Origin of the sequence: Paenibacillus sp. JQZ6Y-1, assembly GCF_040719145.1 — a bacterium.
In the GTDB taxonomy this organism is placed as follows: domain Bacteria; phylum Bacillota; class Bacilli; order Paenibacillales; family Paenibacillaceae; genus Saccharibacillus; species Saccharibacillus kandeliae.
Genome location: NZ_JBFDUZ010000001.1, coordinates 2,390,390 through 2,415,558, shown reverse-complemented (window position 1 = coordinate 2,415,558; position 25,169 = coordinate 2,390,390). Strand labels below are relative to the sequence as shown.

Genomic DNA, 25,169 nt, shown 5'->3' with positions numbered 1-25,169 from the left:
ATATTATCATCCATATTCCAAAAGGAGCTGAACAAAATGACTCTTCGTACCGCAGGTATTCATCATATTACTTCCTTTGTTACTGATCCGCAGCGCAATGTGGATTTCTATGCTGGTATTCTCGGTCTGCGCATGGTGAAGCAGACCATTAACTTTGATGCACCAGATGTGTATCATCTGTATTTTGGTAATGAAGGCGGTGCACCGGGAACCATCGTCACCTTCTTCCCGCAGCCAGGCGCACGTCGCGGTGTGGTAGGTAGCGGACAGCTGGGTATTACCGTATTTGCAGTACCACCGGGAGCATTGCCATTCTGGGCAGAACGCTTGCAAAGATTACATGTTGAGGTGGAGTCAGTCAGCCGCTTTGGCGAGCAATTGCTGCGCTTTACCGATTATGATGGATTGCGCATCGAACTGGTAGAACGGGAAGCAGGCGCAGTCAATACTTGGGAATGGGATGGTATTACATCGGCAGAAGCGATCAAGGGCTTCGGTGGTGGCGTACTGTTCAGTGCTTTGCCTGAACGCACTCTCCATACCGTGGAGCATGTGCTGGGATTGACTCGGATCGCTGAGGAAGACGGATATGTACGTTTTCAAGCTACTGGCGATATTGGCAATATCATTGATGTGAACAATCACGAATTGCCGCGCGGTATTGGCGGAGCGGGTACAGTGCATCATATCGCTTGGCGTGCAGCTGATTTTGAAGAGCATGACCAATGGCGCAGTCAGGTGGCAGCAGCAGGCTTCCAGCCGACTCCGGTCATTGACCGACAATACTTTAACGCTGTCTATTTCCGTGAAGAGGGCGGCATTCTGTTCGAGATTGCTACCGATCCACCGGGCTTCGCGAACGATGAAACGGCTGACCAGCTGGGAAGCAAATTGCAGCTGCCCGAATGGTATGAGCCGCAACGCGATCTGATTGAAAATAATCTGCTGCCAATTCAAGTACGCAAGCTTCAATAAGCGGATGCTCAACAGCATTTCTATGACATGGCATTACTTTACGAACAACAAGCATACAGGAAAAAAGCATACAGGAAATAAAGATGCAATATGGCGCAGACTCATGACCCTTGCACATGAGAATAAAGATGCAGTCTGACACAAACGCATCCTGTATAACGATAGATGTACACATTTCATACTCATCTCAATAGGAGGATTCAATCCATGACGACAGAAACGATGAAGCATATTTTCAAACAGGGTAGTAATCCACAGCAGCCAGTATTACTGCTGCTGCATGGCACGGGTGGAACAGAGCGTGATCTGCTACCATTAGCAGAACTGATTGCTCCAACAGCATCCGTATTGGGCGTACGCGGCAATGTATCTGAAAATGGCATGCCCCGCTTTTTCCGCCGTCTCGCAGAAGGTGTCTTCGACGAACCGGATCTGATCGCACGGACACATGAGCTGAATGCCTTTCTGGATGCGGCAGCAACCGAATACGGATTTGATCGTCGCAATATCGTAGCGGTGGGGTATTCCAACGGTGCCAATATCGCCGCCAGCCTGCTATTCCATGATGCACAAGCGCTGAAAGGTGCGATTTTGCATCACGCCATGGTACCACTGCGCAGTATTGCGTTGCCAGATTTGACGGGGACACCCGTATTCATGGCTTCCGGCAGTAACGATCCGATTGTTCCGCGTGCCGAAAGTGAAGAGCTGGGGCAATTGCTAACCGATGCTGGAGCTGAGGTAGAACTGCTCTGGGAAAATAATGGTCACCAGCTGACAGCAAGCGAAGCTCAGGCTGCGGCAACATGGTTTAACCGTCAATTCTAATCAACGTAACCAAAGCGGTATGCCGAACAAAATGGGCATACCGCTTCTTTATAATCAGAATGACGTTTCATAAAAAAAGAAGGGTATTATATACTTGACAGTGAGAATGCTTATCATTTATCATATTATTAAATCGTAATAATTACTATTAATAAAAAGAGAAGATAAGGAAGAATGGAGAGCTTCCTTGTCGTCTATCCTGTTGGAGGTGAATGCTATGACCAAAACCGATACAGCAACTGCATATCGCCAGCTGAAAAGTCCAAACAAAGTTACACGTGCTCGTGCCCTACGTGTAATCAAAGAAGCCAAAAAGCAGAAGCGTCAGAAATAAAATATTGTATCACTACGATCGCTGACTCCAAACGCAATGACAATACATCATTCCATATTCGACTTTTATGTGAATTCACCAAATAAACATTCCATGCTATATCAGGTTAATGGATCATAGATGGATATGCAAACTCCCGATACCTCTTTGGCAAAAGAAGTATCGGGAGTTTTGATGACACGTATTCATTTGATGACACGTATTCAAATGAGGATAATTGCTTATACCTGATCTTTATTTTTATCTGGAATGACACAGGAATCATCGGTACACATATCGCCAGTTTCCGAGTCGTTTAGCATTTGCAGTGGCTGTTCCTCTGCCCAGATGTCAGACAGTGCTTTGCTGAAGGCATCGGTCGGCTGCGCACCGGATACAGCGTATTTGTCATTGATCACGAAGAACGGAACCCCTTGAATACCGAGCTGGCTGCCCAGTCGCTCCTGACGGCGAACCTCTTCGCTATATTGCTCGCTATTCAGCACATTCAGCACTTCGTTGCGATCCAGACCGACTGTGCTAGCAATATCAGCCAGTGTATCATGATCGCCGATATGACGGGATTCGGTAAAATAAGCATGGAACAGCGCTTTGTTCGTTTCTTCGCCTTTTCCCTTGGCGGTAGCGAATTGCATGAGACGATGCGCATCAAAGCTGTTCGTCAAAATCATGCTATCGAATTCAAAATGCAATCCTTCCTGTGCTGCCTGTGCGCCTACATTGGCATTCATCTGACGCACCTGCTCAATGCTGGTATTGTATTTTTGCGCCAGCATTTGATTGTTGGTCAGTGGAATATCGCGCTCCGCAGAAGGGTCCAGCTCAAAGCTCTTATAATTCACCTGCACCTGATCGGCATGCGGGAATTGCTCCAGTGCCTTATGCAGTCTTGTTTCGCCGATATAGCAGAATGGACACTGGTAATCGGACCAGATATCGATTTTCATAATGGTTGTCCTCCAAATCAAAATTAGGTTGCTTCATGGTATAATCGTTTCCATACCTGAAGATAGTGAATACAGATACGTTACGACACGTTGTATCCGTGTTAGTTACAACTCTATCCTTCTTCAGTATATAACGATTACTTTTGATAATCAACTGAACAAATGATGAAGGGTGATCGAATGAGCACAACCATCTATTTTTCGTCTCGTTCTGTGCATGGTGTGACAGAGGCACAATTACAGCAGGCGCTAGATCGTCACGGTCTTGGACAACTGCAAAGCTGGCGTTTCACTCCTTATGGACGGTCAGCACAAACGCTATCCATTCAATCATCCAGCGGACATTATATATTAAAAGGCAACCCTATATACAAGGGGCAATGGCAGGAAGAACAGTTTTTTGCAGATCAGATTTCTCAGCGTACTCATTTGCCTGTACCGTCGCCTTACATGTTGGATGAGCAAAAGGATATATTTGGATGGAGCTATCTTATCATGCCGAAAATGACAGGCGTGCATCTTCATGAGGTTTGGGATAGTCTGCCCGATCGGCAATCCCAAGTACAATGTTTGGATGTACTGTCACAGACGCTTCATCAGCTGCATAGCTGGCGAGTGGAAGAAGTAGGCGAATGGGATGGTATGCAGGGGGAAATGATCGATTTGAGATCTGAGTTTGCACCGGGGTATGATGGCAGGAAAATAGTGCCGCCTTTTGCATGGGAGGGGTATGTGCAGCCAGCTACACCATTTGCGCATTGGCTGGAGCAGAGATTGTTCTACTGGCTGAAAGACGCGGAGCGATTTTGCGATACGGTTGGCAAGGAAGGATGGCAGTACATAGTTGAGCAATTGCAGGATGTTATGCCAACATTGGAGCGTTTCTGTTGTCCGACTGTAGTTATGGGCGATTTTAAGTCGGAAAATCTACTACTGGAGCAGCATGTATCAGAAGAAGATCATACGATCACTTGGAAGCTCAGCGGAATATTCGATTTTACGACCGCCTACTTTGGTGATCCGGCTGCCGATCTGGTGAAAATCATCATCATGCTTGTTGATCGCCAAGAGACGGTATTGGCACATGAATGGGTGCATGCGTATATTCGTTTACGTTATCGCGATCTAACGCCTGAAGCGTTACATTTTGAAACAGAAGCGGATTTTATTGATCGATTGCATATTCATTTGTTATACCAATTGATTCTGCAATGGGGAGAATCGAGTGCAGTGGGGCAAGGCAACTTTGAGGAATTAATGTTCACGCATTGGATTCGTAAGAAAATGCGTACATTGGATCGAATTATTGAGAAGTTGTAGTTATCGCTTTGACTTTTTGAATCCATAGTGAACGACAATATAGCCTTGGCTGATCCTATGTACTGATATGTACTAGAGTCAGCCAAGGCTATGTTGATGTTGTTTGGATTGCTATTCATCATAATGTTGTTATGGTGTATGGCGATGGTTGTGATGTCGATCCTTTTGTTCGTCGTTACGATCCATAGTAGGCAAGCGTGCCGTTTGTTCTATGTTCTACAAGCGCTCGCGCGTGACTACATTTTCCATCGTATCTTTGAATGATTCAATAAACGCTTCTGCCGCCTTGGATAAATACCGACCTTTACGACGTGCAAGCACCAGCGTCCGGCTTGGAATGGGTTCAGCCAGCGGCAGGTATACTGGTAAAAATTCACCTCGGCGAGCGCGTGCAATATAATGAGGTACAAATGTGACCCCCATGCCGGTCGCTACCAGCGATTGAATCGTCTCTATATTGTTGCTTTCAAATACTACTTTCGGTTCAAAGCCAGCCTCCTTACATACATCAAATACAATTTTACGGAAGCCCTGTCCTTTTTTCAAAACGATAAACGACTCATCCTTTAGCTCCTCCAACCGTACTGGTGTATGGTCACCGCCGAGGAAGCGCTTGGCAAGCGGGTGATCGGGCGGTACTGCCAGATCGATTAGCTCCTCAGCAACCGGCTCGTAGGTGAGTGACGATTCGGTCAGCGGTAGCGCAAGCAGACTCAGATCGGTTTGCCCGCTGGCTGTTAACTTTTCCAGATTGAGCGAAGTATCCTCTAATAACACAACATCAATCTGTGGATAATTGGTACGGAAATCAGGCAGCACATGGGGCAGCAAATGGGAGCCAGTAATCTGCATGCTGCCAACGATCACGCGTCCGCTTTGCAGCTGAGAGATGTCTGCCATCTCACGGCGCAGCTGCTCAACGGAATCGATAATCTTCTGCGCATGCTCTACAAAGCTCGCTCCGGCGTGCGTCAATTCTACATTACTCGTATTCCGCTGAAACAGCAACACACCGAGTTCCTTTTCGAGTTTGGACAATTGCTGACTGAGGGAGGGCTGGGCGATATGCAGTTTTTCGGCTGCACGTGAAAAGTTACGCTCGGCGGCGATTTGCAGGGCATACTGTAGTTGTCTGAGTTCCATAATGTGGCTCCTTTGGTATGTGATCTTGCTCTAATCTTCTTATAAGATAAACCTATAGCTTCTATAGTTATAATATCTTAGACCTATCGTACAAGCAATGTTATATTGTAATCATTATAAAAAAGGTCGTCGTCATGATGATCGGACGATACAGTGAACGCTACACCGCAAGCCGTATAATAATTAGCCTCAAATGAGGCACAGCACAGGGAAGCGCAGAACGACATTTTTCAGGTCCGAAGGTTTGCAAAGCTTGTGGAACAGGCTTTGTTGAAAAATGATCACTGCCAACTCTCAATCTATGATGGGGTGAATATGATGAGTAAAAAAACATTGTATGAGAAAATTTGGGACAATCACGAAATCTATAGCGAAGAAGGCAAGCCGAGCGTATTGTACATCGACCTGCATCTGGTCCACGAAGTTACCTCTCCACAAGCGTTTGAAGGTCTGCGTCTGAGCAACCGTAAAGTACGTCGTCCTGAGTTGACATTTGCAACGATGGATCACAATGTACCGACATTTGACCGCTTCAATATTACCGACCCGATTTCCAAACAGCAGATCGATACGCTGACGCAGAACTGTCGCGACTTCGGTGTAAAATTGTTTGACCTCGATACGATTGATCAAGGTGTGGTTCACGTTATGGGTCCTGAGCTGGGACTGACACATCCGGGCAAAACCATCGTTTGTGGCGATAGCCATACGTCCACACACGGTGCATTCGGCGCACTTGCTTTTGGTATCGGTACAAGCGAAGTGGAACACGTCATGGCAACACAGTGTCTGCAACAATCCAAATCCAAAACGATGGAAATTCGTTTTAACGGCAAACGCAAAACCGGCGTAACAGCAAAAGATATGATTCTCGGCGTAATTGCCAAATACGGTACTGACTTTGCAACTGGTTATGTTATCGAGTACACCGGTGAAGCGATTCGCGCGCTGTCGATGGAAGAACGTATGACAGTCTGCAACATGTCGATTGAAGGCGGCGCACGCGCAGGTCTGATCGCACCGGATGAAACGACATTCTCTTATCTGCGTGGACGTCAATATGTACCGCAAGGTGAAGCGTTCGACGAAGCGGTATCCCGCTGGCAGCAACTGACATCTGACGCAGACGCATCGTATGATACCGTTATCGAGTTTGATGTAGAAACATTGATTCCGCAAGTCACTTGGGGAACTAGCCCAGGTATGGGTACAGATATTACTTCTAGTGTACCGAACCCGGCTGATTTCACAACTGAAAATGAACGTAGAGCTGCTGAAAAAGCGCTTGAATATATGGATCTCGTTCCAGGCACCAAAATGTCTGAAATTCCAGTCGATTATGTATTTATCGGCTCTTGCACAAACGGTCGTATCGAGGACTTGCGTGCCGCTGCTCAAGTAGCGCGTGGACACAAAGTTTCGGATCGTCTGACTGCTATCGTTGTACCTGGCTCTGGTCGCGTGAAATTGCAGGCAGAGAAGGAAGGTCTGGACGTTATTTTCAAAGAAGCTGGCTTTGAATGGCGCGAAGCAGGTTGCAGTATGTGTCTGGCAATGAACCCAGACGTACTGAAGCCGGGACAACGCTGTGCATCTACTTCCAACCGTAACTTTGAAGGTCGTCAAGGTCGCGGCGGACGTACGCATCTCGTATCGCCAGCGATGGCAGCAGCGGCAGCGGTGAAAGGTCACTTTACCGATGTACGCGACTGGGAATTCAAATCCGAGCCTGTACTGAACTGATTACTGTGCCGTCTGGACAGTGAATCGTCTTCTGATCCTAAATAAAAGATATGATACGTAAATAGAAATAAAACTATGCAAGGCAACTCAGAGAGGAGTCTTTACAATGGAAGCATTTACGAAATTGAACGGTATCGTTGCCCCGGTTGACCGGGTGAACGTGGACACGGATGCAATCATCCCAAAACAATTCCTCAAGCGTATTGAGCGCACGGGCTTCGGTCAGTTTCTGTTCTACGAATGGCGCTGGGACGAAGAGGGTAATGTGAATGAGAACTTTGATATGAACAAACCGCGTTATCAGGGTGCATCCGTACTGATCTCGCGCGCCAACTTTGGCTGTGGCTCGTCTCGTGAGCACGCACCATGGGCGATTATGGACTACGGTTTCCGCTGCGTCATTGCACCTTCCTTTGCGGATATCTTCTATAATAATTGCTTCAAAAACGGCATTCTGCCAATCAAGCTGTCCGAAGAGCAGGTACAGGATCTGTTTGAACGTACGGAAGCTCATGAAGGCTACACCCTGACTGTCGATCTGGAAGAGAAAAAGCTGAGCGACATCTACGGTCTGGAAATTCATTTCGACCTTGATGAGCATCGCCGTCAATTCCTGCTGCAAGGACTGGACGATATCGGTCTGACACTTCAGCATGGCGATGCGATTAGCGAATATGAGCGTACTCGTGGTGCTCATCTATTCGCTTAATATTGGTGAGAATAATTAACGCAACAAATAATTATAGATGAAAATATATCATAATGCGGAATCATATATTACATATGGTTCCGCATTTTTTCTTTTTATATAATAATATAGAATTATTTGTAAAAAATACATTCAAAATGTTGACATTAAAATTTAGATATCGTAAATTTAAAGAGCAACACCATATATCAAAAATTGTATAAGGAGGTGTTAGTTATGGAAAAAGAACTTCTGGAATTCTTGGAAGATTTGAGCATCGAAACAGAAGAAGCACAAACTGAAGAAATCGAAGTTGCTTCCCTGGTTGCCAACTGGTAAGCGTGATATGGTTCAAACTAAATACTTAATTAGAGAAAAGGGACAACTGTCCCTTTTCTTTATATCTACAATTTTATATTTCCTTAATAAAGGAGTGAATATAATGAATGCGATGCAGTTGGAACAATTACATGCTCAACCCATGATTTGGATCGAATCTGCAGACTGTTTTGGAGAAGAAGTATTACATCTTGCAAAGTATGCTGCGGTTTCTCACTTGATTGAGCGTCATGATTTTGTGGCTTATTCAACAGTAGAAGCGATTTGGAATCAAATTTTGGAATATGCAGAACAACACTTGATTGATGTACATGTAATTGAAGAAGCCAGACATGCATTTAACCAGTTGATGAATAGTTGGAGAAGATTGGATATGAACTCTGATTCTATTATTTATAGTATTATCCGCAGAATCAGTAGAGAATCCAATACGACTGCTAAATGGATTGACCAATCTGCTGAGAAAATGGTTACTCTTCTTCAATCTATTGCTGAGTATAATGGCAAGCGAATGTTAATCATCATTGAGAAAGCAGAATGGATGGATCGTCCATCCATCCGCCTACTGAATCGGTTATACAAGTTGATGCCATTTGGAGAAGTTGCGTTTATTTTTCGTTTTGAACATTCTGTGCCATTGGAAACGGAACTTGATGAACCTTTTCATATTCAGACAAGCATTGCAGTTGCACGCGCTAGAATCTTTAAGCGCCTTGCTGCAGAACAATTACCAAGAATATATAAAAGTGAAGTTTCGGTGGCTACATATGAACATTGTGAGTATGAAACATCTGAATACGGGATTTTGGCTGATGCTGCATTAGCGCTTGTTACACAAAATTATGAAAATGCTTATCTTGCATGCAGTTCTGCATTTCAACAGGAAACTATTAGTGAAGAAGCATATCGCATTTGTGGACTCGTTCATGCCAATCTCTCGCTTTATGATCAGGCATATACACTATTTTTAAAAGCAGGTGATAACGCGCGTTCCTTGCCTATAAAAGCTCATATTGACTGCTTATGTGCACTATTGGCAGTCAAGCGTTTTTATAATCTTGATGTTGCAAATCAACATTATCAGGCGGCACTAGCATTAACTGATGATTCTGATGAACAAAATCGTCTCGAACGTGGATGGGTGTATAACGGAATGAGCTTTATGGATACAGTAGCTGCTTCACGATTATCTGGTATAGATAAAGAGAAACAGCTTGAATCCGTTTTTTATAGAGAGCGAATGGCTTTTCAACTGATCAAGCAAGATAATAATCCTGGTGCTTTGTACCTTCGCTACAATTTGTTATCGAATATGACATTTTTGCTTGAGATCAAAGGAGATTATCAAAATGCTTTAAAAATGTGGGAGAATGCATTCGAGCGATTGATTGGAAATCAACATACATTCCAGTATCGTACAGGAATGCTTGCTTGGAAAGCTGGTGTCGTGGATCAATCTTTTGATTGTCTTTTAAAAGCCAAAGAGATAGCAATGGAACAAAAGGATCGATTGGATCTTGAAGGGATTTATGAAGCGTTAGGTTATGTGTCTTATTGCCATGAACAATATGAGCAAGCGTTCTATCATTACTCAAAAGGTATGGAGCTTTCTCGCGCGTTAGCACACTGGCCAGAATTTAGGCGTCAGGCTGTTGGATATATAAAATCTGCGTCACATTTACATGAGGGAGCACTACAGATGGCATGGGAAACCGTGCAGGCCTTCATCAATGATCCTCGGATGCCTGAGGAAGATCAGAAGTTCTTTTCCAGTTCTATCACAGAACTAGTCACCCTATTACCAAGCTTCGTTCTGAAAATGCCGAAAAGCAAATTGTCTTCTTATCATCCATCGGTTGATCTTGAAATGATCCCTGATGTAGATATGAATGATTTCCTTGTTAATCAGGATAGTGAGCGTGAACTGGAATATATGAAGCAGAAGATAACACCAGTATCTCTTTAATATTTGGAGGAATTGTAATGTCAAATGAATTACAAGTTACAGGTAAAAGTCTTCTCGTATGTGGAAGTTTAAAGCCTGGACCAGGAAAAGAAAGTAAGTCAGCTGCACGCGAAGTTTTAAAAATTGTAAAGAAAAGTTTTGCTGATCATGGCTATGATCATTACGAGTATTTGGATTTGAGGGATCTTCAATTGCCTTATTTCGATGGTAGAGGTCCAGAGGATTATACAGAGGAAAGTGTGAAAACATGGTATCAAGCGGTCATGTCAGCGCAGCATTTGATTGTATCTGCACCTGCGTATTGGAGAACAGTATCGGGTGGCTTTACCAATGCGCTGAATGTACTGGGAGGTCCGCTTTACGATTATCCAGAACAAGCTGACTTTTTGAAAGGTAAAAAGGTATCGCTAATTGTTGTAGGGGCTGAATACGATGATGCTGTGCTTGCAGCTTCTCAACTTCGCACCACGTTTAGTTCCATGGGGGCGGAAGTACATCCCAAAGAAATAACAGTCGGAAATTTACGACATGCTGACAAATCAACCCAAACTAAACTTGCTCATGAGTTATATCAGTTAGGCAAATGGATTGCAGCTCAAAACGTTCAGGAGGTATTGGAATGACCGAACTATCATTAATGCCAAATGCGCTGGATGAAAAGATGCAGCAGCTAATCGAACGCCTCAAGAAATTTCAAATTCTTCGACAAGATGTACGATTTGATCCGATTCTATTTCATAGCTTCAAACAACGCATTGCAGGAAAGATGGATGTTCCTTCCACTACCATTAGTAAAGTGATGGAGCGCTTATTATTTAGTATTAGCTCTTCTGAAAGTGTAGGGAATTCGATTGTACTAGGAAGTTATTGTGGATACGCGATGTTATGGTTGGCTGCAGGCAAATATAATAGTCCATCTTCCTTTATTCATGGATTTGATATTAATGCAGATGCCTGTCAACAAGCAGAACACAATATGCGTGTAGCTGGCTTACAGCATGCAACCATCATAAATCGAAATGCTTATGAAGCAGCAGATCTTTATGAAAATGATAGTGTAGATTTGCTTTTTTTAGATGTGGAGAATAATGGGAAATCTGATTATGCTCCGTTATTGCAACAATGGATGCCCAAATTGGCAACCGGAGCCATCGTTTTAGCACATGATCCACTAGTGTCTAAATTTAAAAATGATTTTGAAGCTTATCACGAGCTGGTTCAACAAAAGGATTTGTTTCTCTCAACGTTAACTTTGCCTATCGACGAATGTGGTGTGGAAATCAGTATTTGTAAATAAGGAGGCATGCAGATGGATATGACTTCTTCGCAATCAATCATCGATGTATCATTTGGAGATATTCGTGGAGGTCCTCATGAAGGGATTCGAACGTTTGTTTCTGATCTGGCAGCTCAAGAATGGGGAGGATATACTCCACCAGCTGGATTGATAGAATTACGCAAGGAATTGGCTTCTTACCTACAGGATGCCTATCAAAATGAGATAAGTTCGGAACATATTTTGGTGACAAGTGGGGCATCTTCCGCTTTATCTGCTATCTATTCTTTGCTTACAAACAAAACAGTACTGATTCCGGAACCGGGATTTCCTCTATATCATAAAATGCTAACACAAATGGATATCGCTTATAACTATTATCCATTGAATATAGATACAGGATGGGATGATACCCTTCAAGCGATTGAGGCAGGATTGCAGCAAGGAGCAACTGCGGTAATTTGGAATTTTCCCAATAATCCTTTGGGTCTTATCCCGCCAGAGAAAGTAGTTCAGAAATTTTGTGAGCTTTGTCAAACGTATAAAGCTCTTTGTATTTCGGATGAAGTATATCGCGACTTTAATGGCGGGCAATCATTTGTCAGCCCGGTTAGATGGCTACCTGATCAAACCTTACTTGTTTACAGTTTTTCCAAGGCTTTTGCTATGGCGGGTGCAAGAATAGGATGCATTGCAGGACATCCATTGCTCATTCGTAAGTTGACTAAAATACATTGGAATACGGGCATGTCTTCTGCTTGGCTTTCTCAAAAAGCTGCTATCCATGCTCTAACCTATCATAAGGATTACCCTCAACGTTTGGCTGAGGATGTTTCGGAAAAAATGGAATGTGTAACTCAACTATTGAGCAATGCAGACATTCCTTTTTATGCTTCTCGGGCAGGGATTTTTGTATGTATGGATATTGCACCACTTGAGATGAGCGCTGTTGAATTCGCTGATTTGCTGTATAAAAATCATCGAATTATTGTTATGCCAGGTAAAGAATTTGGAGAGTCTGCCCAATCTCTCATTCGAATCAGTATGGGGGAACAAAAAAATGTGGTCATTTCGGCTATTCATCAAATGATGAGTCTGTACACTCAATTGATAAAAAGACAGGAGGTGGAGAAATGACGGTCCTGATTATCGGTGCAGGTCTTATCGGAAGCCATATTGCCAAAAGCTGCTTATCATCAGGAAATTGTGTGAGAATGGTCGGTTTTCACTTGGAGCATGAATACATCCATAACATTTCGGGATTGAGCAGAGAATGTATGATTGATATGGCGATAAGCAGCAAAGAACAGGTGTATACTCTTTTGCAGGAGTACGCTATTGAAACAGTGATCATTGCTGCTGGTTCTATGCATCAAACATTTCAAAAGCATACGGGAGCTGCTATTGCAAATGAGGCACGATTGCTCATGTCCATATATGAGGCATGTCTCATGAAACCACCAAAACAACTGATTTACATAAGCTCTCTTGCAGTATATGGATCGGGACGTGAACGATCTGAAGATCAATTACCTATACCTGTTAGTGCATATGGCATCTCTAAACTTTATAGCGAACAGTTAATTGGCAGGTTAAGTCAACAAACCAATACCTCTGTACACATTTTGAGACCTGCGGGAGTTTTGGGACCTAATCCATCTACAAGCGGAAACTGGATGAGTACTGCAATTAATCAACTATTTATAAAAGATGACCCGAATTTATCCTCGTCCATACAATGGAAACAAGAGATAGAATGTACAGATGTTCGGGATCTTGCAGGTTTTGTAGCGGAATTATTGCAAAGCAATCTTGTAAATCCAGAATCATCTATTGAAATCTTAAATATTGGATCTGGAAAAATGTTATCTGCAGAACAACTGATGTATGAATTGAAATGTTTTTTTCGACTTCCAGTACAATCTGAATCGATCACATTTGCCACTTCACAAGCATTGCCTATTGAAAAAGCAAATACGTTATATGGCTATGTTCCAGCTTATACATTTGCAGATTCACTGATGTATATTGCTCAGTATTACGGGAGGGATTATGCAAACAACCAAAAAGCAAATACTGTTCAATTGGGAGGAAATGTTAAATAGAACGACCGGAAAATTAACTTTTTTCTACCCTATTGGAGCTGCTTCTGAAGTGCCTGTGGGTCTCGCTCATATGTTAGAGCATTTGATTGCTAATAAGCTGGCTGCTCTTGTCGCCAACATATCAGCAAACACAACAAGAGATTTTACCGAATTCACAATTATTGGTGATGCTTCTCAATTGCATAATGCCATGCAATGCTTGTTCACAATTGCGGAATTGAAGTGGGACGAAGAAGAAGTAGAGAGAGAGAAATCTATTATTTTACGTGAACTGGATCAATATTATTTGGACTCCAATTATGTATATCGAGAACAATTGCAGGCAGCCATATTTGCTAATCAAAGTTATGGATTAAGTATTACAGGTAACAAAGAAAATGTAGCAGAGCTTCATACAACTATAATGAATCAATGGACATCTCTGTATCCTTCACCGGTCAAAATAGAAGGCTGTGGTCCTTGGAAACAACAGGATATCCAAGATCTCATACGTCCATTTCTATCGAACATGTACAATGATCCGAATCCATCCTTTTTAGCAAAGGTGGATCAAATTGGAGTTGGCTATACATGTTTGCCAGTAGATTCATACTCAATTATTGCTAGAAAACATTCTTTTCAAGGATCTGGGTGGGTACTAAACCACAACGAACCTATCTCTCAACACGCCTCGGAGGCATTATTAATCATTTGGAAATATAGACTCAAAAGAGCAGTCCATGTAGCTGATCTCAAGCTGAATCCTCGTATATTTGTGTATGATCATGCTGGTGTGTTCACGTTGGATCATGCCGGAACAAGCTTTTTGGATTTTCAATGTAAAGTAAATGAATGTTTAACGTTGATGAATATGCCTTTAACCAAGGATGAATATAAATATTGTAAAACACATTTGTTAATTCATTATTTCCGTAGTCGTGAGAATCTGCTTCAGCGTCCTATGCTTTCGTCACAGGAATGGCTGAAGCAGTTTCCTAGCCTGGAACAGCTTCAGTGTACTGCACAAGCTATTGTTCATCAGTTGAATCTGGATGAAATGATAAGTTTGGGTACAGATGAATCTTACAATAATTCGTATAAGACCATTGGTATGACAGTAAAGCAGGAAAAACATAAATATCCTGTGAGTAGAGAACCGTTGGAACTCACCCCAATCATGCAGGTCAAAACCGAAGATGCACATTCCGTTTCGGGTACATCTTTACAATCGCTTCCTAATGATTACTTGTATGATCTACCCTATGTTCATCTAAGTACCCTATCGCTGACGGAACGATATCATGTGTTATACCGTGTGGAGTCTCAACGTCTATTGCAATTGAAGGACATCAGCAAATCGCTATATCAGAATGGTATGGTTGAACATATTCGCTATGAAGGGAACGAGACGATGATTCACCTTGCTTTTTTTAAGGCAAGTGATTTGATTCATTCTATCGAGTCAGTTAGGTTGTTTTTGCAATCTGTAACTGCAAGCTTATCATCCATCAAACAAGATGAACTTCATTTTCCTAGTCTAGAATTTGATTTGAAGTGGAACACATACGAAGCGATGAAGCACTACGATTGGATAGGAACGAATGAACATGGATTAGCGAAATTAAAGGGAGTTAGTATCTTACAACCTATGATGTCTCAGAATGAGCGGTTGACGGTGGATCATATTTCTCAAAGCATACAGAATTCAAACCATCTGGATTCATTTGACAACAACAATGAGCAAGCAACCATTGACGATGGGAACAGTATACACTGGAGTCGGGATTGGACGGGGGTTGTCGTAGCATATCCCATTCCTGTGATTTGCAGACAATCATTCATAGTGCAGGAATGTGCTTTTGGATTAACGGAAAGAGACTTTGATTCTTTGGAGAGCTGGATTAGAAAAAAAGGGTTTGCCTATCGAATCGTACAAAGCATTATTGCCGCAGATCGTCAGTACCACTACTTCGGTGTTCAATGTAGTATGACGAATGTGTTAGATATAATCCAGCTAGTAAAAGAATGGATACAATATTTGGTGGAGAGAGTGTCGACTATTGAACAATGGGCGAATCAAAGATGGAGCAATAGGGAAGCAAACGAATATGATTCAGTAGGACAGTGTTTACGATCAACGGATCGTTTCGTTTACTATAAAGCGTTAGAGCGAAAATACTTTTTGAATAAAGGATTGGAGCAATCGAAAGATTCCTATACGTTGTTTGAATATGTACAAGAAATGCTCGCAACACATCCAAAGATTATTCGATTCGGACCTTTGGAGCAGGGGGAGAGAGGATGAATCGTAATATTGTTTTATTATGGTTGGCGAATACTACATCTATATTTGGAACATCGATCTATACACTGGCTCTGACCTTACTTTCTCTTGAGTATACTCATAATGCGCTCGGAGCAGGGGCGGTATTATTCGCTTCCGTCATTCCATACCTGTTTATTGGAATTATTGGAGGAGCAGTAAGTGATCGTGTTAACCGTAAACATGTAATGATAGTTTGTGATGTTGCAAGGGGTGTTATTACGCTATGGATTCCCATTGCACATAGCTTGGGTATTTTAAACATTTCACAAATTGTTGTGGTAAGCTTTTTAATTACAAGTCTAAGAGCATTTTTTCATCCTGCGAATCAAGCGAGTATACCTGAATTGGCAAATGATAAAAATGAATTGAATAAAGTGAATGCCTATATTGGGTCGACCGAAAATTTAAGTCTTATGTTAGGTCCTTCATTGGGAGGATTGTTACTGCTATTTCATTTTGATGCTACACAATTATTATATGTCGATAGTTTGACTTATTTTATTTCAGCGATACTGATTGTATGTATTAAATATCCAGCTATGCAGTACAGTAAATTGAATTGGGGTCTTCTTTTCTCTAAAAGCAATGTGCTATATGACAGCTGGTCGATTTTTGGATTTATGTTTAAAGGAAATCGTACCATCTTTATTATGATGCTGGCATTTGCTCTTCAACTATTAGTAGGTGTAGGGATATTACAATTAGGAATTCCAGAACTTCTTCAGTTTATCGGAGTAGGCGGAGAGCAAAATCTTGGCTTTGTGATGTCGGCTATTGCATTTTCCGCCATGATATCGTCTCTAGCGCTGGCTAACTTCAAATTGAAGCAACCGATTAAATGGGTGTTTTTTGGTTATACTATTCGGTGCGCAGCGTATGTCATTCTAGCCTATGCTAATAATATAGAAATGGTTTTAATCGCAGCTTGTGTACTTGGATTAGGAAGTACAGTATCTGGAACCACTATGACAACAGTGCTGCAACTTCAGTCTCCTTCCAGCATGCTTGGTAAAGTCATGGCAGTTCGTTCTAGTATTGGCAATGTAGCAGATGCGTTTGCTTATTTGTTTATTGGTGGTCTTTTATCTATATTTAGTTTAGCGGTATCTCTAATCATTGCAGCAATCTACTCTTTTCTCTCGGCTATCTTACTGTATATATGGTGGAAGCGAAGCTGCGATACCAATAATCCTGTTATCAATACAACAGCCAACATATAAATGTATCTATTTTTAAAAGGAGTGAGATGTATGCCAGAAGTATTATTAATTTGCGGTAGCCTTGCTAAAAACGCTCATACCCTTGCATTGCTTGAATATACGGAGCAACGTTTGAAAGAGGAAGGCTGTACCACCCATCTTTGGGATTTGAAACAAAAACCGTTGCCTATGACAGATCCGACCTATCATCATGAACCACATCTTTCTCCCGATCCAGCAGTACAGGAGTTTATTGGGATTTTGCAAAAAGCTGATGTGATTGTGGTAGGTTCTCCGAATTACCATAATTCATATTCAGGCGTTCTTAAAAATGCGATAGATTGGATGAATATGGATCTATGTCGCAATAAGATTTTTGGGTTACTGGCTAATGGAGGCGGAATAAGAAGCACTCAGCCACTGGATCATCTTAGAATTGTGGTACGTGGCTTGCTGGGCTTAGCTATTCCTGCTCAAGTTTCAGCGTGTAATAATGATTTTGTATTAGATAATGATAAGTATGTGATTCAAAATGCAGATATGTTGTTGCGTATGAACGCATTCACAGAGCAATTATTAGATTACGCACATAAGTTTTTGCCAAGTCAATCTATAAAATAATTCAAAATAGACCGATACAATGTATTGTATTGGTCTATTTTTATTTTGCGTGTTTATGCAAGCTTCCTATAAAAATACATATGGATTTGCAAATTCCTTCGCAACTTTTGATAGGCATAAGCGTCTAATTAGTCGTCTGGTAATAATTTGCCGGTACAGCCGTGCTGGGAGTTCGGTAATCAAACTGGGAATGGTAGGGGTGAAGAATGAAGAAATTGGGTTTTTTGATGTTTTTGTTTGTGTTTTTGTGGTCCTTTCCCCATATTGGCGAAGCCGCCACTAGCACAAAAGTTGTACTGAACGGCCAGGAGCTTAGCATTCCGGAGGATGTACAAAATATTGATGGCTCGGTCATGATACCGATCCGCGTCGTTTCGGAAAATCTAGGCTACAAGGTACAGTGGAATCAATCGGAAGGTCGAGTAACGATTGATAGCGACAGTAAGTCAATTCAACTGTTTATCGGTAAAAAATCCGCTGCGGTTGGCAACACAACGTACAATCTGAACACGGCACCTGTCGTTCAGAACGGTACAACACTGGTTCCGATCCGTCTCGTGAGCGAGCAGATGGGTATCGGTCTCAGCTGGAACAACAGCGACAAAATCGTAACATTGACAACTTCGGGTGATGACACCGGCGGAGGAACGAATTCGGGCTCGGGAACAGGTAGCGCCGAAAATGGTCTTGCACTGGTGAATGGCATCAGCTTCAGCGAAAGTCGGTTGCTGGTGACGCTCGACAAGAGCGTAACGCCAAAAGTGTCCAAAATGGATTCGCCGGATCGCATTGTGGTCGATCTGCCTAACACAAACTTCGGTGATGGCTTTGCTGCTCAAGGACCGGACGCAAGTGCAGGACAGATTGCAACAATCGCCGTGCCAAACAACAACAATGTATCTCAAATTCGTTATTCGCAATACAGCACGGACCCATCCAGCGTACGTGTTGTCATTGATCTGAAGAACAAACAAAACTATGAGGTCTTTACCGAAGATAGTCTGCTGATTGTCGATCTGACACCAGACACAGGGAAAACGACCGATCCGACAACAACAACTGGTCCAACTCAGCCGGGTACAGGCGTAGGTGGCTCTGGTAAAAAGGTAGTTGTCATTGATGCAGGACACGGTGATCAGGACCCGGGTGCTATTGGGTCACAAACGACAGAGAAAAAGCTGAATCTAGCGCTTGCTCTGAAAGTGGAAGCTCTGCTCAAGCAGGACCCGAATATTGATGTGATTCTGACTCGCTCGGATGACACCTTCCTTGAATTGAAGGAACGCGTGAAGATTGCCGAGAAGTTGGGTGCAGACGTATTCGTTTCTATTCATGCCAACAGTAGCGGCTCCTCAGCAGCTTCTGGTACGGAAACCTATTATCAACGTGCTAGCAGTAAGAAACTGGCTCAAACGATTCATAAGTATTTTGTGGCAGCGACCGGCTTCAAGGATCGTGGCGTGCAATACGGCAATTTCCATGTTATCCGCGAAACAACTATGCCAGCCGTGCTTCTGGAAGTAGGCTTTATCAGTAACAAAACCGAAGAATCCAAAATGATGGATACGAGCAAGCAGGATCAAGTAGCTGCATCCATTGTCAAAGGGATCAAGGAGTACATGGGCGTATCGTAATCATTTTTGCGTATACCTTATGTCTGCGGCTTGCCGCAAAAGATTGTAGTTTCACCGGCGTCTGTTCCTCTACCGGAGCAACGCCGGTTTTTATGTTGTGCATGGAACATAAGCGTAGATTGCGTTTCTGCGACATGGCGTTGCAGGTGTAAAGTGGAAAATTAATCACACTCTGACGAGATCTGGTTGTGATCGGGTGCGGGAGTCGTATAGCAGGCTAAATGTTTGTTTTAAATGACAATAAAATTGCTGAAATTTCATGTAAAGTTTGCGTGCAATTACAGCCGGAACATGTTAAGATACGAATTGTATTGTCATTGAAGATGGAGCACGAGAGTCTGAAACATAACCCAGCATTCCCATCATCAGGTACCGCGAGACGATACCGTCTGAGTCGTGATTATACATCGCGAGCAGACGGTTTTTTGCAGGAGGAATGAAAATGAATGCCGCTACGGTAAGACATATTCTGGATACGATCGCCGGCATGTTTCCTGATGCACACTGCGAACTTAATCATAGTAACGCCTTTGAACTGACTATTGCGGTACTGCTCTCCGCACAGTGTACCGACGCAACCGTCAACAAGGTAACCGTTGATTTGTTTCAGAAGTACCGGACACCGCAGGATTACCTGAGTGTACCGCTGGAGGAACTGGAACAGGATATACGGCGCATCGGTCTGTACCGAAGCAAAGCGAAGCATATTCAAAACCTGTGCCATATTTTGATCGAAAAATACGGCGGGGATGTTCCGGGTGAGCATGATCTGCTCGTTCAGTTACCCGGTGTCGGACGCAAGACCGCCAATGTGGTGGTGTCCAACGCTTTTGGTGTGCCTGCTTTTGCTGTGGATACCCATGTGGAACGGGTGTCCAAACGACTGGGTCTCGCGAATTGGAAAGACAATGTAATGGAAGTGGAGCGCAAGCTGATGAAAAAGGTGCCGCGTGAGGATTGGACGCAGTCGCATCATCAGTTTATCTTTTTTGGCAGGTATCATTGCAAGGCACAAAATCCCGCCTGCCAGATTTGCCCGTTGCTCGACGTTTGCCGTGAAGGCAAAAAACGAATGAAAACGTCCCTGGTGATCAAAGACAAAAAGGCAACCAAGCCGAGAAAGTCCGCGTCATCGGCCATCGGTCTGCAGGGGAACGAAACCAATACTACAACATAAAAGAGGTCGAACGTTATGAAATGCATTTCCGTCTACACTGACAATTTTGAACAATTCTCGGATATTTTCGAGCAAATCGTATCCGAAGAGTTGGCTGAAAATGAAGAGAAGGTAGTTGAAGGTATCACAGTCAACTATTCCGGCGACGTACCGGAGCATTACATCGAGCGTATGGCACAAAAACGTGATGTCGTTGTTATGAAGGACAAAGGCAGAGGCATCACCATTCTGCAGCACGGCAAACTGTTTGAAATTCTGGTGCCAGTTGCTGAAACGGAAGCGAGCGTAATCTAATTACGAGGCATCCGCAAAGCCTTTCATGCTTGCTCATTTTCCTACGGGAGAATGGCAAGAATGAAAGGCTTTTTTGTGTTTCCGATCCGGCGGATACAGTGATACAATGGATAAAGATTACATCTTAACGATTCACGGGATGCTGATAACAGACAAAGCCGCATCCTGATCCAAACCATTACAGATCAAATGGCGTCTGATGAAACGTATCATTCAGACAGCATACAAAGACGAGACAGAAAGCACGGAGGGACATACTGATGCAAGCGATTACAACGGACAACGAACAATCTTTTGAGCTTGTGCTGGAAAAGCTGGAGGCAGAGTTGCGCCTTCAGGGCAATACCAATGCTGCCCGCAAGGCGGATGAACTGTTAACCAAGTACCGTTCGCATGAACTGGTGCTGGCTTTTTGCGGTCATTTTTCGGCAGGGAAATCAAGTCTAATGAACTGGCTGTGTGGTCATCAGGTGCTGCCAACTAGCCCTGTGCCAACGACAGCGAATATCGCTTCGATCCGCGATGGCGATCCGCGTGCGATTGTGCATACGCATGATGGCGGCACGCTGGATATTGATTTGCAGGAGCTGGACGAATATTGCAAAAACGGCGGTGATTACGAAGCGGTAGAGCTCTGGGATCATGTGCCGCTGCTGGGCAAGCATGGCGTGCTGCTGGATACGCCGGGTGTCGATTCCACCGATGATGCGCATGAAGCGGCAACGTATTCAGCGCTGCACCGTGCGGACGTTGTCTTTTACGTAATGGATTACAATCATGTGCAGTCCGAGACGAATCTGTCGTTTGCGCGTACGCTGTATGAGCGCGGGAAGCCGCTGTATCTGATCGTCAACCAGATTGACAAGCATGAGGATCAGGAATTGCCGTTTACAGAATATAGCCGTGCGGTAGAGCAGGCATTTGCTCGACGCGGTATTGAGCCAGCAGGTGTGCTGTATGTATCACGAATGGCACCGGAGCACGAGTATGGTAAGCTGGAACGTCTACGCTCCTTGATCGGTGAGCTGCTAGTGGATCATCGTCCACTGGTGCATTATAGCGTCTTGCAGGCGGCATGGGAATTGGCGGAGGAGCATGGCAAATGGCTGCGTCAACAGGGCGATCAGGATAAGGTGCAGGCTGAATCCTTGTCTGTTCACTCTACGGATACGCAAGGAGATGTCAATGAGCCAGCCAATAATAGTATGAATCGTAATATGGTAAATGACAGTGCCGATACGCACACCTTCACAACTTCTCTGGATGATTCTCCGTCTCAATCGTCAAATGCGGTTATGTCGGGTGACGATTCGACGTTCTTTTCCGAGGAAGACGAAGAACAGGACGGGGATCAGGAAGAGTATAACGATGATCTGCCAGCTTTGCAGCAGAAGCTGACTATCTTGCAGCAGCAAGAGCAAGAGACGGCTGGGCAATTGACCTCGCTCAAGGATAAATGGGCTTGGGAGATTGGACGACTCGTGGAGCAGGCAAATCTGACACCTTCTGAGCTGCGCGATTTGGCACAGCTGTATTTGGAGGGCGAGCGTCCCGGTTTTAAAAAAGGATTGTTTGCCTCCAAGGAAAAAACATTACAGGAGCGGCAGCAGCGTACAGAAGCTTTTCTCGAAGCATTCCGCAAGCAGGTCACTGCCAATCTGGATGTGCATGTACGTGGACTATTACGCGGCTGGAGCAGGGAGCATGAGCTGTGGAATGAACAGCAGGAATCAGAGCTAACATCATCGCTACCACAAATTAGCGAGCAGGATATTGCGACTGGTGCTGGCAAAGACATGCCGGTATCGGGCGAATATGTATTGAACTATACACGTGCTCTGCGTGAGCAGACCGCAGCGCGCTACCGACGGGCGGCGCTAGATGCGACCGATCGTTTGCTAGACCAGCTTCGTCCTGCCAATGAACAGCAATTGGCTGGCATCCGTCAGCAAGTGCAGCATGTGGAGCAGCTCATTGCGGTACGTTCTGCTGAACTGGAACGAGAGCGCAGGCAGCAAGAACAGGAACAAACCGTACGCGCTATATTACCAGAACGTGAACAAGGTATGCCGTCATGGTTGCCAGCCATTCATGCTGACGCTGCAAAATCAGAACATGCAACTGATGCCACAATGACCGGACAGCAGACGGAAGCGGTCGCTATGGATGCGGATGACAAACAAATGGCTGACTTGCGAGCATCTACCAGTGATGCGGTAGTAGCGGATCATACATCTGCTGCTCAACATAAGAATCATACTGCTTCGCACCATGCGGCTTTAACGGATATCAAAGGGAACGTATCGCTAGACACTGAGCATACTGTAAGCAGCTCATCCGACCGGATGCAGCGTCTGCTTAGTAAGGCAGAGCAGCTTCGTACTGCTGCGGGTTGGATTCATGATATTCCCGGTCTAACTTCGCAGGCAGCCGAATTGCGTCGCCGGGCGGAAGTGATGGAAAATGGTAAATTCACATTGGCATTGTTTGGTGCCTTTAGTGCGGGCAAGTCGTCCTTTGCCAATGCGCTGTTGGGCGGTCCAGTACTACCGGTATCACCGCATCCGATGACGGCGGCGATTACGCAGATTATGTCCTCGGATGAACAGCACCCTCATGCGACAGCAGTTATTTATATGAAGTCCGCTCAGGAGCTGCAAGAGGATATTAGTGGAGCGCTACGACTGCTCGGTTTGCCGGATCGTACACTGGATCAGGATTGGAGTCGCGGGGTATCAGGATTGAACCCTGCGCGCATTCACCCGTCGGCACGGGCGCATTATAACTTTGTGTTGGCTGCTGCGGCAGGCTGGGACAAAGCGCGTCATGAGCTAGGTCAAGCACTGACGGTTGATATGCAGCAATTTCGGGGGTATGTATCGGATGAGCAGCAGTCGTGCTTTGTACGCCGAGTCGATCTGTATTATGATTGCCCGCTGACGTTGCAGGGCATGGTGCTAGTTGATACGCCCGGAGCGGATTCGGTCAATGCGCGCCATACGGGCGTTACATTTGAATATATGAAATCCGCGGATGCGCTTGTATTTGTGACGTATTACAATCATGCCTTCACCGCTGGTGATCGTCAGTTGCTGGAACAGCTTGGACGGGTCAAAGGAAGTCTGGCACTAGATAATATGTTTTTCATCGTCAACGCGTCCGATCTGGCTTCATCAGAAGAGGAGAAGCAGCAGGTCGTCGGGCGTATTCAGCAGGAGCTGAATGGTGCCGGCATTCGCGAGCCGCATATTTATTCGTTGTCGAGCCGTCGCGCACTACAGGGGCAGGATGAAGGATTCCGTGCCTTCCACCATCACTTCATGTCCTTTGCTGATGAAACGTTGGCGGGATTGGCGGTGCATGCTGCTGATGAGGAGCTGCATCGGATTCATGAGGTGATTATTTCGTGGCAGGAAGCCGCGCAGCGCGGGGAAGCTTATCGCGCCGAACGCCGTCAGCAGCTAATTATGGAGCAGGCGGAAGCGAATCGCACCATTTCTGCGATTGCTGAAGCTGAGCCGGATCGCCGCATTCAGGAGGAAAGTGCAGAACTGTTATTCCATGTGCGGCAACGTCTGAAGCTCAAGACGCTGGATTGGATTCCCGAAATTTTTAACCCGGCACAGCTTAATCAGGAATCCGCAGATTTGAAGGCTGACTTTGCCGCCTGTGGACGTGAATTGCAGCGCCGTCTTGGCATTGAGCTAGAGCAGGAAGTGCTAGCTACAACATTACGGATGGAAAAGGCGGCACGCCGCCTTATTATGGACCGGATGCAGACGTATGGACGAGAAGCAGAGAAGCAAGCACCGGGCTTACGTTTATCGCCATTTGAACCGACTGATTGGCAGACGCCAGAATTACCGCCACTGCTAGCAGGCGAAACGCTCAACTGGAAATCGTTCTGGCCCCTGTTCCGCAATCCGCGTTATTTCTTCGAGCAGGGCGGACGGGATAAGGTTCGTAATCAGCTCAGTACCGAACTGGATCAATTGATCGGCAAGCTGCTGGATGGGCAGCGTGACCGACTGGCTACGTATTATATTGATGGTTTAGGTGGACGACTACAGCAGACGGCAGAGGAGTTACAACGCCAGATTTCCGAATGGGCAGAGGGTACGGAAGCTTCGCTGCAAATGGCAGATGGACCGGAGCGCTGGCAGCAGCTGGCAACCCGATTGGAGCAATTGCATGTCCCTACCAGTCAACCCACAGCAGGACGTTAAGCCGTAAGGAACGAGATCGTAAGCAGAAGCTTGTAAATGAGATAATCAC

General features: G+C 44.6%; 20 protein-coding genes. 18 read left to right on the top strand and 2 right to left on the bottom strand.

Going from position 1 to position 25,169, the window contains the following annotated elements; translation table 11 throughout:
• The first annotated feature begins 36 nt into the window (after positions 1–36).
• The 3 genes from ABXR35_RS10260 to ABXR35_RS10250 all read left to right on the top strand — a co-directional run bounded on the left by ABXR35_RS10260 (position 37) and on the right by ABXR35_RS10250 (position 2,137).
• Entirely contained in the window at positions 37–975 is a 939-nt protein-coding gene (locus ABXR35_RS10260; RefSeq protein ID WP_367059114.1) for a ring-cleaving dioxygenase, read from the top strand.
• Between the two features lie 222 nt (positions 976–1,197).
• Complete coding sequence (locus tag ABXR35_RS10255) at positions 1,198–1,803, top strand: alpha/beta hydrolase (RefSeq protein ID WP_367061332.1); 606 nt, start codon at positions 1,198–1,200, stop codon at positions 1,801–1,803.
• A gap of 217 nt (positions 1,804–2,020) precedes the next feature.
• Positions 2,021–2,137: a putative metal homeostasis protein gene (locus ABXR35_RS10250; protein WP_367059111.1), complete on the top strand. Its 117-nt coding sequence runs from the start codon at positions 2,021–2,023 to the stop codon at positions 2,135–2,137.
• Positions 2,138–2,358: 221 nt separating this feature from the next.
• On the opposite strand, the gene ABXR35_RS10245 is transcribed toward ABXR35_RS10250, so the two are convergent.
• Positions 2,359–3,084, bottom strand: coding sequence for a DsbA family oxidoreductase (locus ABXR35_RS10245; protein ID WP_367059108.1), 726 nt, complete (start codon positions 3,082–3,084; stop codon positions 2,359–2,361).
• Positions 3,085–3,264: 180 nt separating this feature from the next.
• On the opposite strand from ABXR35_RS10245, the gene ABXR35_RS10240 reads away from it, so the two are divergent.
• Positions 3,265–4,404 (top strand): phosphotransferase family protein, encoded by a 1,140-nt coding sequence (locus ABXR35_RS10240; protein ID WP_367059105.1) that lies wholly within the window; start codon positions 3,265–3,267, stop codon positions 4,402–4,404.
• A gap of 216 nt (positions 4,405–4,620) precedes the next feature.
• On the opposite strand, the gene ABXR35_RS10235 is transcribed toward ABXR35_RS10240, so the two are convergent.
• A complete protein-coding gene (locus ABXR35_RS10235) occupies positions 4,621–5,547 on the bottom strand; it encodes a LysR family transcriptional regulator (RefSeq protein WP_367059102.1) in 927 nt (308 codons plus the stop codon).
• Between the two features lie 318 nt (positions 5,548–5,865).
• On the opposite strand from ABXR35_RS10235, the gene leuC reads away from it, so the two are divergent.
• From leuC to ABXR35_RS10165, 14 genes are all read left to right on the top strand, one after another.
• The gene (leuC, locus tag ABXR35_RS10230; protein WP_367059100.1) at positions 5,866–7,290 is read left to right on the top strand and encodes a 3-isopropylmalate dehydratase large subunit; all 1,425 of its coding nucleotides are present in this window, start codon (positions 5,866–5,868) and stop codon (positions 7,288–7,290) included.
• Between the two features lie 106 nt (positions 7,291–7,396).
• The gene (gene leuD / locus ABXR35_RS10225; RefSeq protein ID WP_367059098.1) at positions 7,397–7,999 is read left to right on the top strand and encodes a 3-isopropylmalate dehydratase small subunit; all 603 of its coding nucleotides are present in this window, start codon (positions 7,397–7,399) and stop codon (positions 7,997–7,999) included.
• A 421-nt stretch (positions 8,000–8,420) separates the two neighbouring features.
• Positions 8,421–10,283, top strand: coding sequence for a hypothetical protein (locus ABXR35_RS10220; protein ID WP_367059095.1), 1,863 nt, complete (start codon positions 8,421–8,423; stop codon positions 10,281–10,283).
• Between the two features lie 17 nt (positions 10,284–10,300).
• Positions 10,301–10,906, top strand: a complete 606-nt coding sequence (locus ABXR35_RS10215; protein WP_367059092.1) for an NADPH-dependent FMN reductase — start codon at positions 10,301–10,303, stop codon at positions 10,904–10,906.
• Positions 10,903–11,580, top strand: a complete 678-nt coding sequence (locus ABXR35_RS10210; RefSeq protein ID WP_367059089.1) for an O-methyltransferase — start codon at positions 10,903–10,905, stop codon at positions 11,578–11,580. The genes ABXR35_RS10215 and ABXR35_RS10210 overlap by 4 nt, the downstream gene beginning before the upstream one ends.
• Positions 11,581–11,592: 12 nt before the next feature.
• On the top strand, positions 11,593–12,696 hold the full coding sequence (locus ABXR35_RS10205) for a pyridoxal phosphate-dependent aminotransferase (RefSeq protein ID WP_367059086.1): 1,104 nt from the start codon (positions 11,593–11,595) through the stop codon (positions 12,694–12,696).
• Positions 12,693–13,664, top strand: a complete 972-nt coding sequence (locus ABXR35_RS10200) for an NAD-dependent epimerase/dehydratase family protein (RefSeq protein ID WP_367059084.1) — start codon at positions 12,693–12,695, stop codon at positions 13,662–13,664. Before ABXR35_RS10205 ends, ABXR35_RS10200 begins: the two co-directional genes overlap by 4 nt.
• Positions 13,612–15,948, top strand: a complete 2,337-nt coding sequence (locus ABXR35_RS10195; protein WP_367059082.1) for a M16 family metallopeptidase — start codon at positions 13,612–13,614, stop codon at positions 15,946–15,948. Before ABXR35_RS10200 ends, ABXR35_RS10195 begins: the two co-directional genes overlap by 53 nt.
• Complete coding sequence (locus ABXR35_RS10190; RefSeq protein WP_367059080.1) at positions 15,945–17,189, top strand: MFS transporter; 1,245 nt, start codon at positions 15,945–15,947, stop codon at positions 17,187–17,189. Before ABXR35_RS10195 ends, ABXR35_RS10190 begins: the two co-directional genes overlap by 4 nt.
• Before the next feature lie 30 nt (positions 17,190–17,219).
• Positions 17,220–17,789 (top strand): NADPH-dependent FMN reductase, encoded by a 570-nt coding sequence (locus ABXR35_RS10185; protein WP_367059078.1) that lies wholly within the window; start codon positions 17,220–17,222, stop codon positions 17,787–17,789.
• A 206-nt stretch (positions 17,790–17,995) separates the two neighbouring features.
• Positions 17,996–19,423, top strand: a complete 1,428-nt coding sequence (locus ABXR35_RS10180; protein WP_367059076.1) for an N-acetylmuramoyl-L-alanine amidase family protein — start codon at positions 17,996–17,998, stop codon at positions 19,421–19,423.
• A 442-nt stretch (positions 19,424–19,865) separates the two neighbouring features.
• Entirely contained in the window at positions 19,866–20,600 is a 735-nt protein-coding gene (gene nth / locus ABXR35_RS10175) for an endonuclease III (RefSeq protein ID WP_367059073.1), read from the top strand.
• A gap of 15 nt (positions 20,601–20,615) precedes the next feature.
• The gene (locus ABXR35_RS10170) at positions 20,616–20,894 is read left to right on the top strand and encodes an NAD/NADP transhydrogenase alpha subunit (protein WP_367059070.1); all 279 of its coding nucleotides are present in this window, start codon (positions 20,616–20,618) and stop codon (positions 20,892–20,894) included.
• A gap of 260 nt (positions 20,895–21,154) precedes the next feature.
• Entirely contained in the window at positions 21,155–25,120 is a 3,966-nt protein-coding gene (locus tag ABXR35_RS10165) for a dynamin family protein (RefSeq protein ID WP_367059067.1), read from the top strand.
• Positions 25,121–25,169 lie beyond the last annotated feature (49 nt).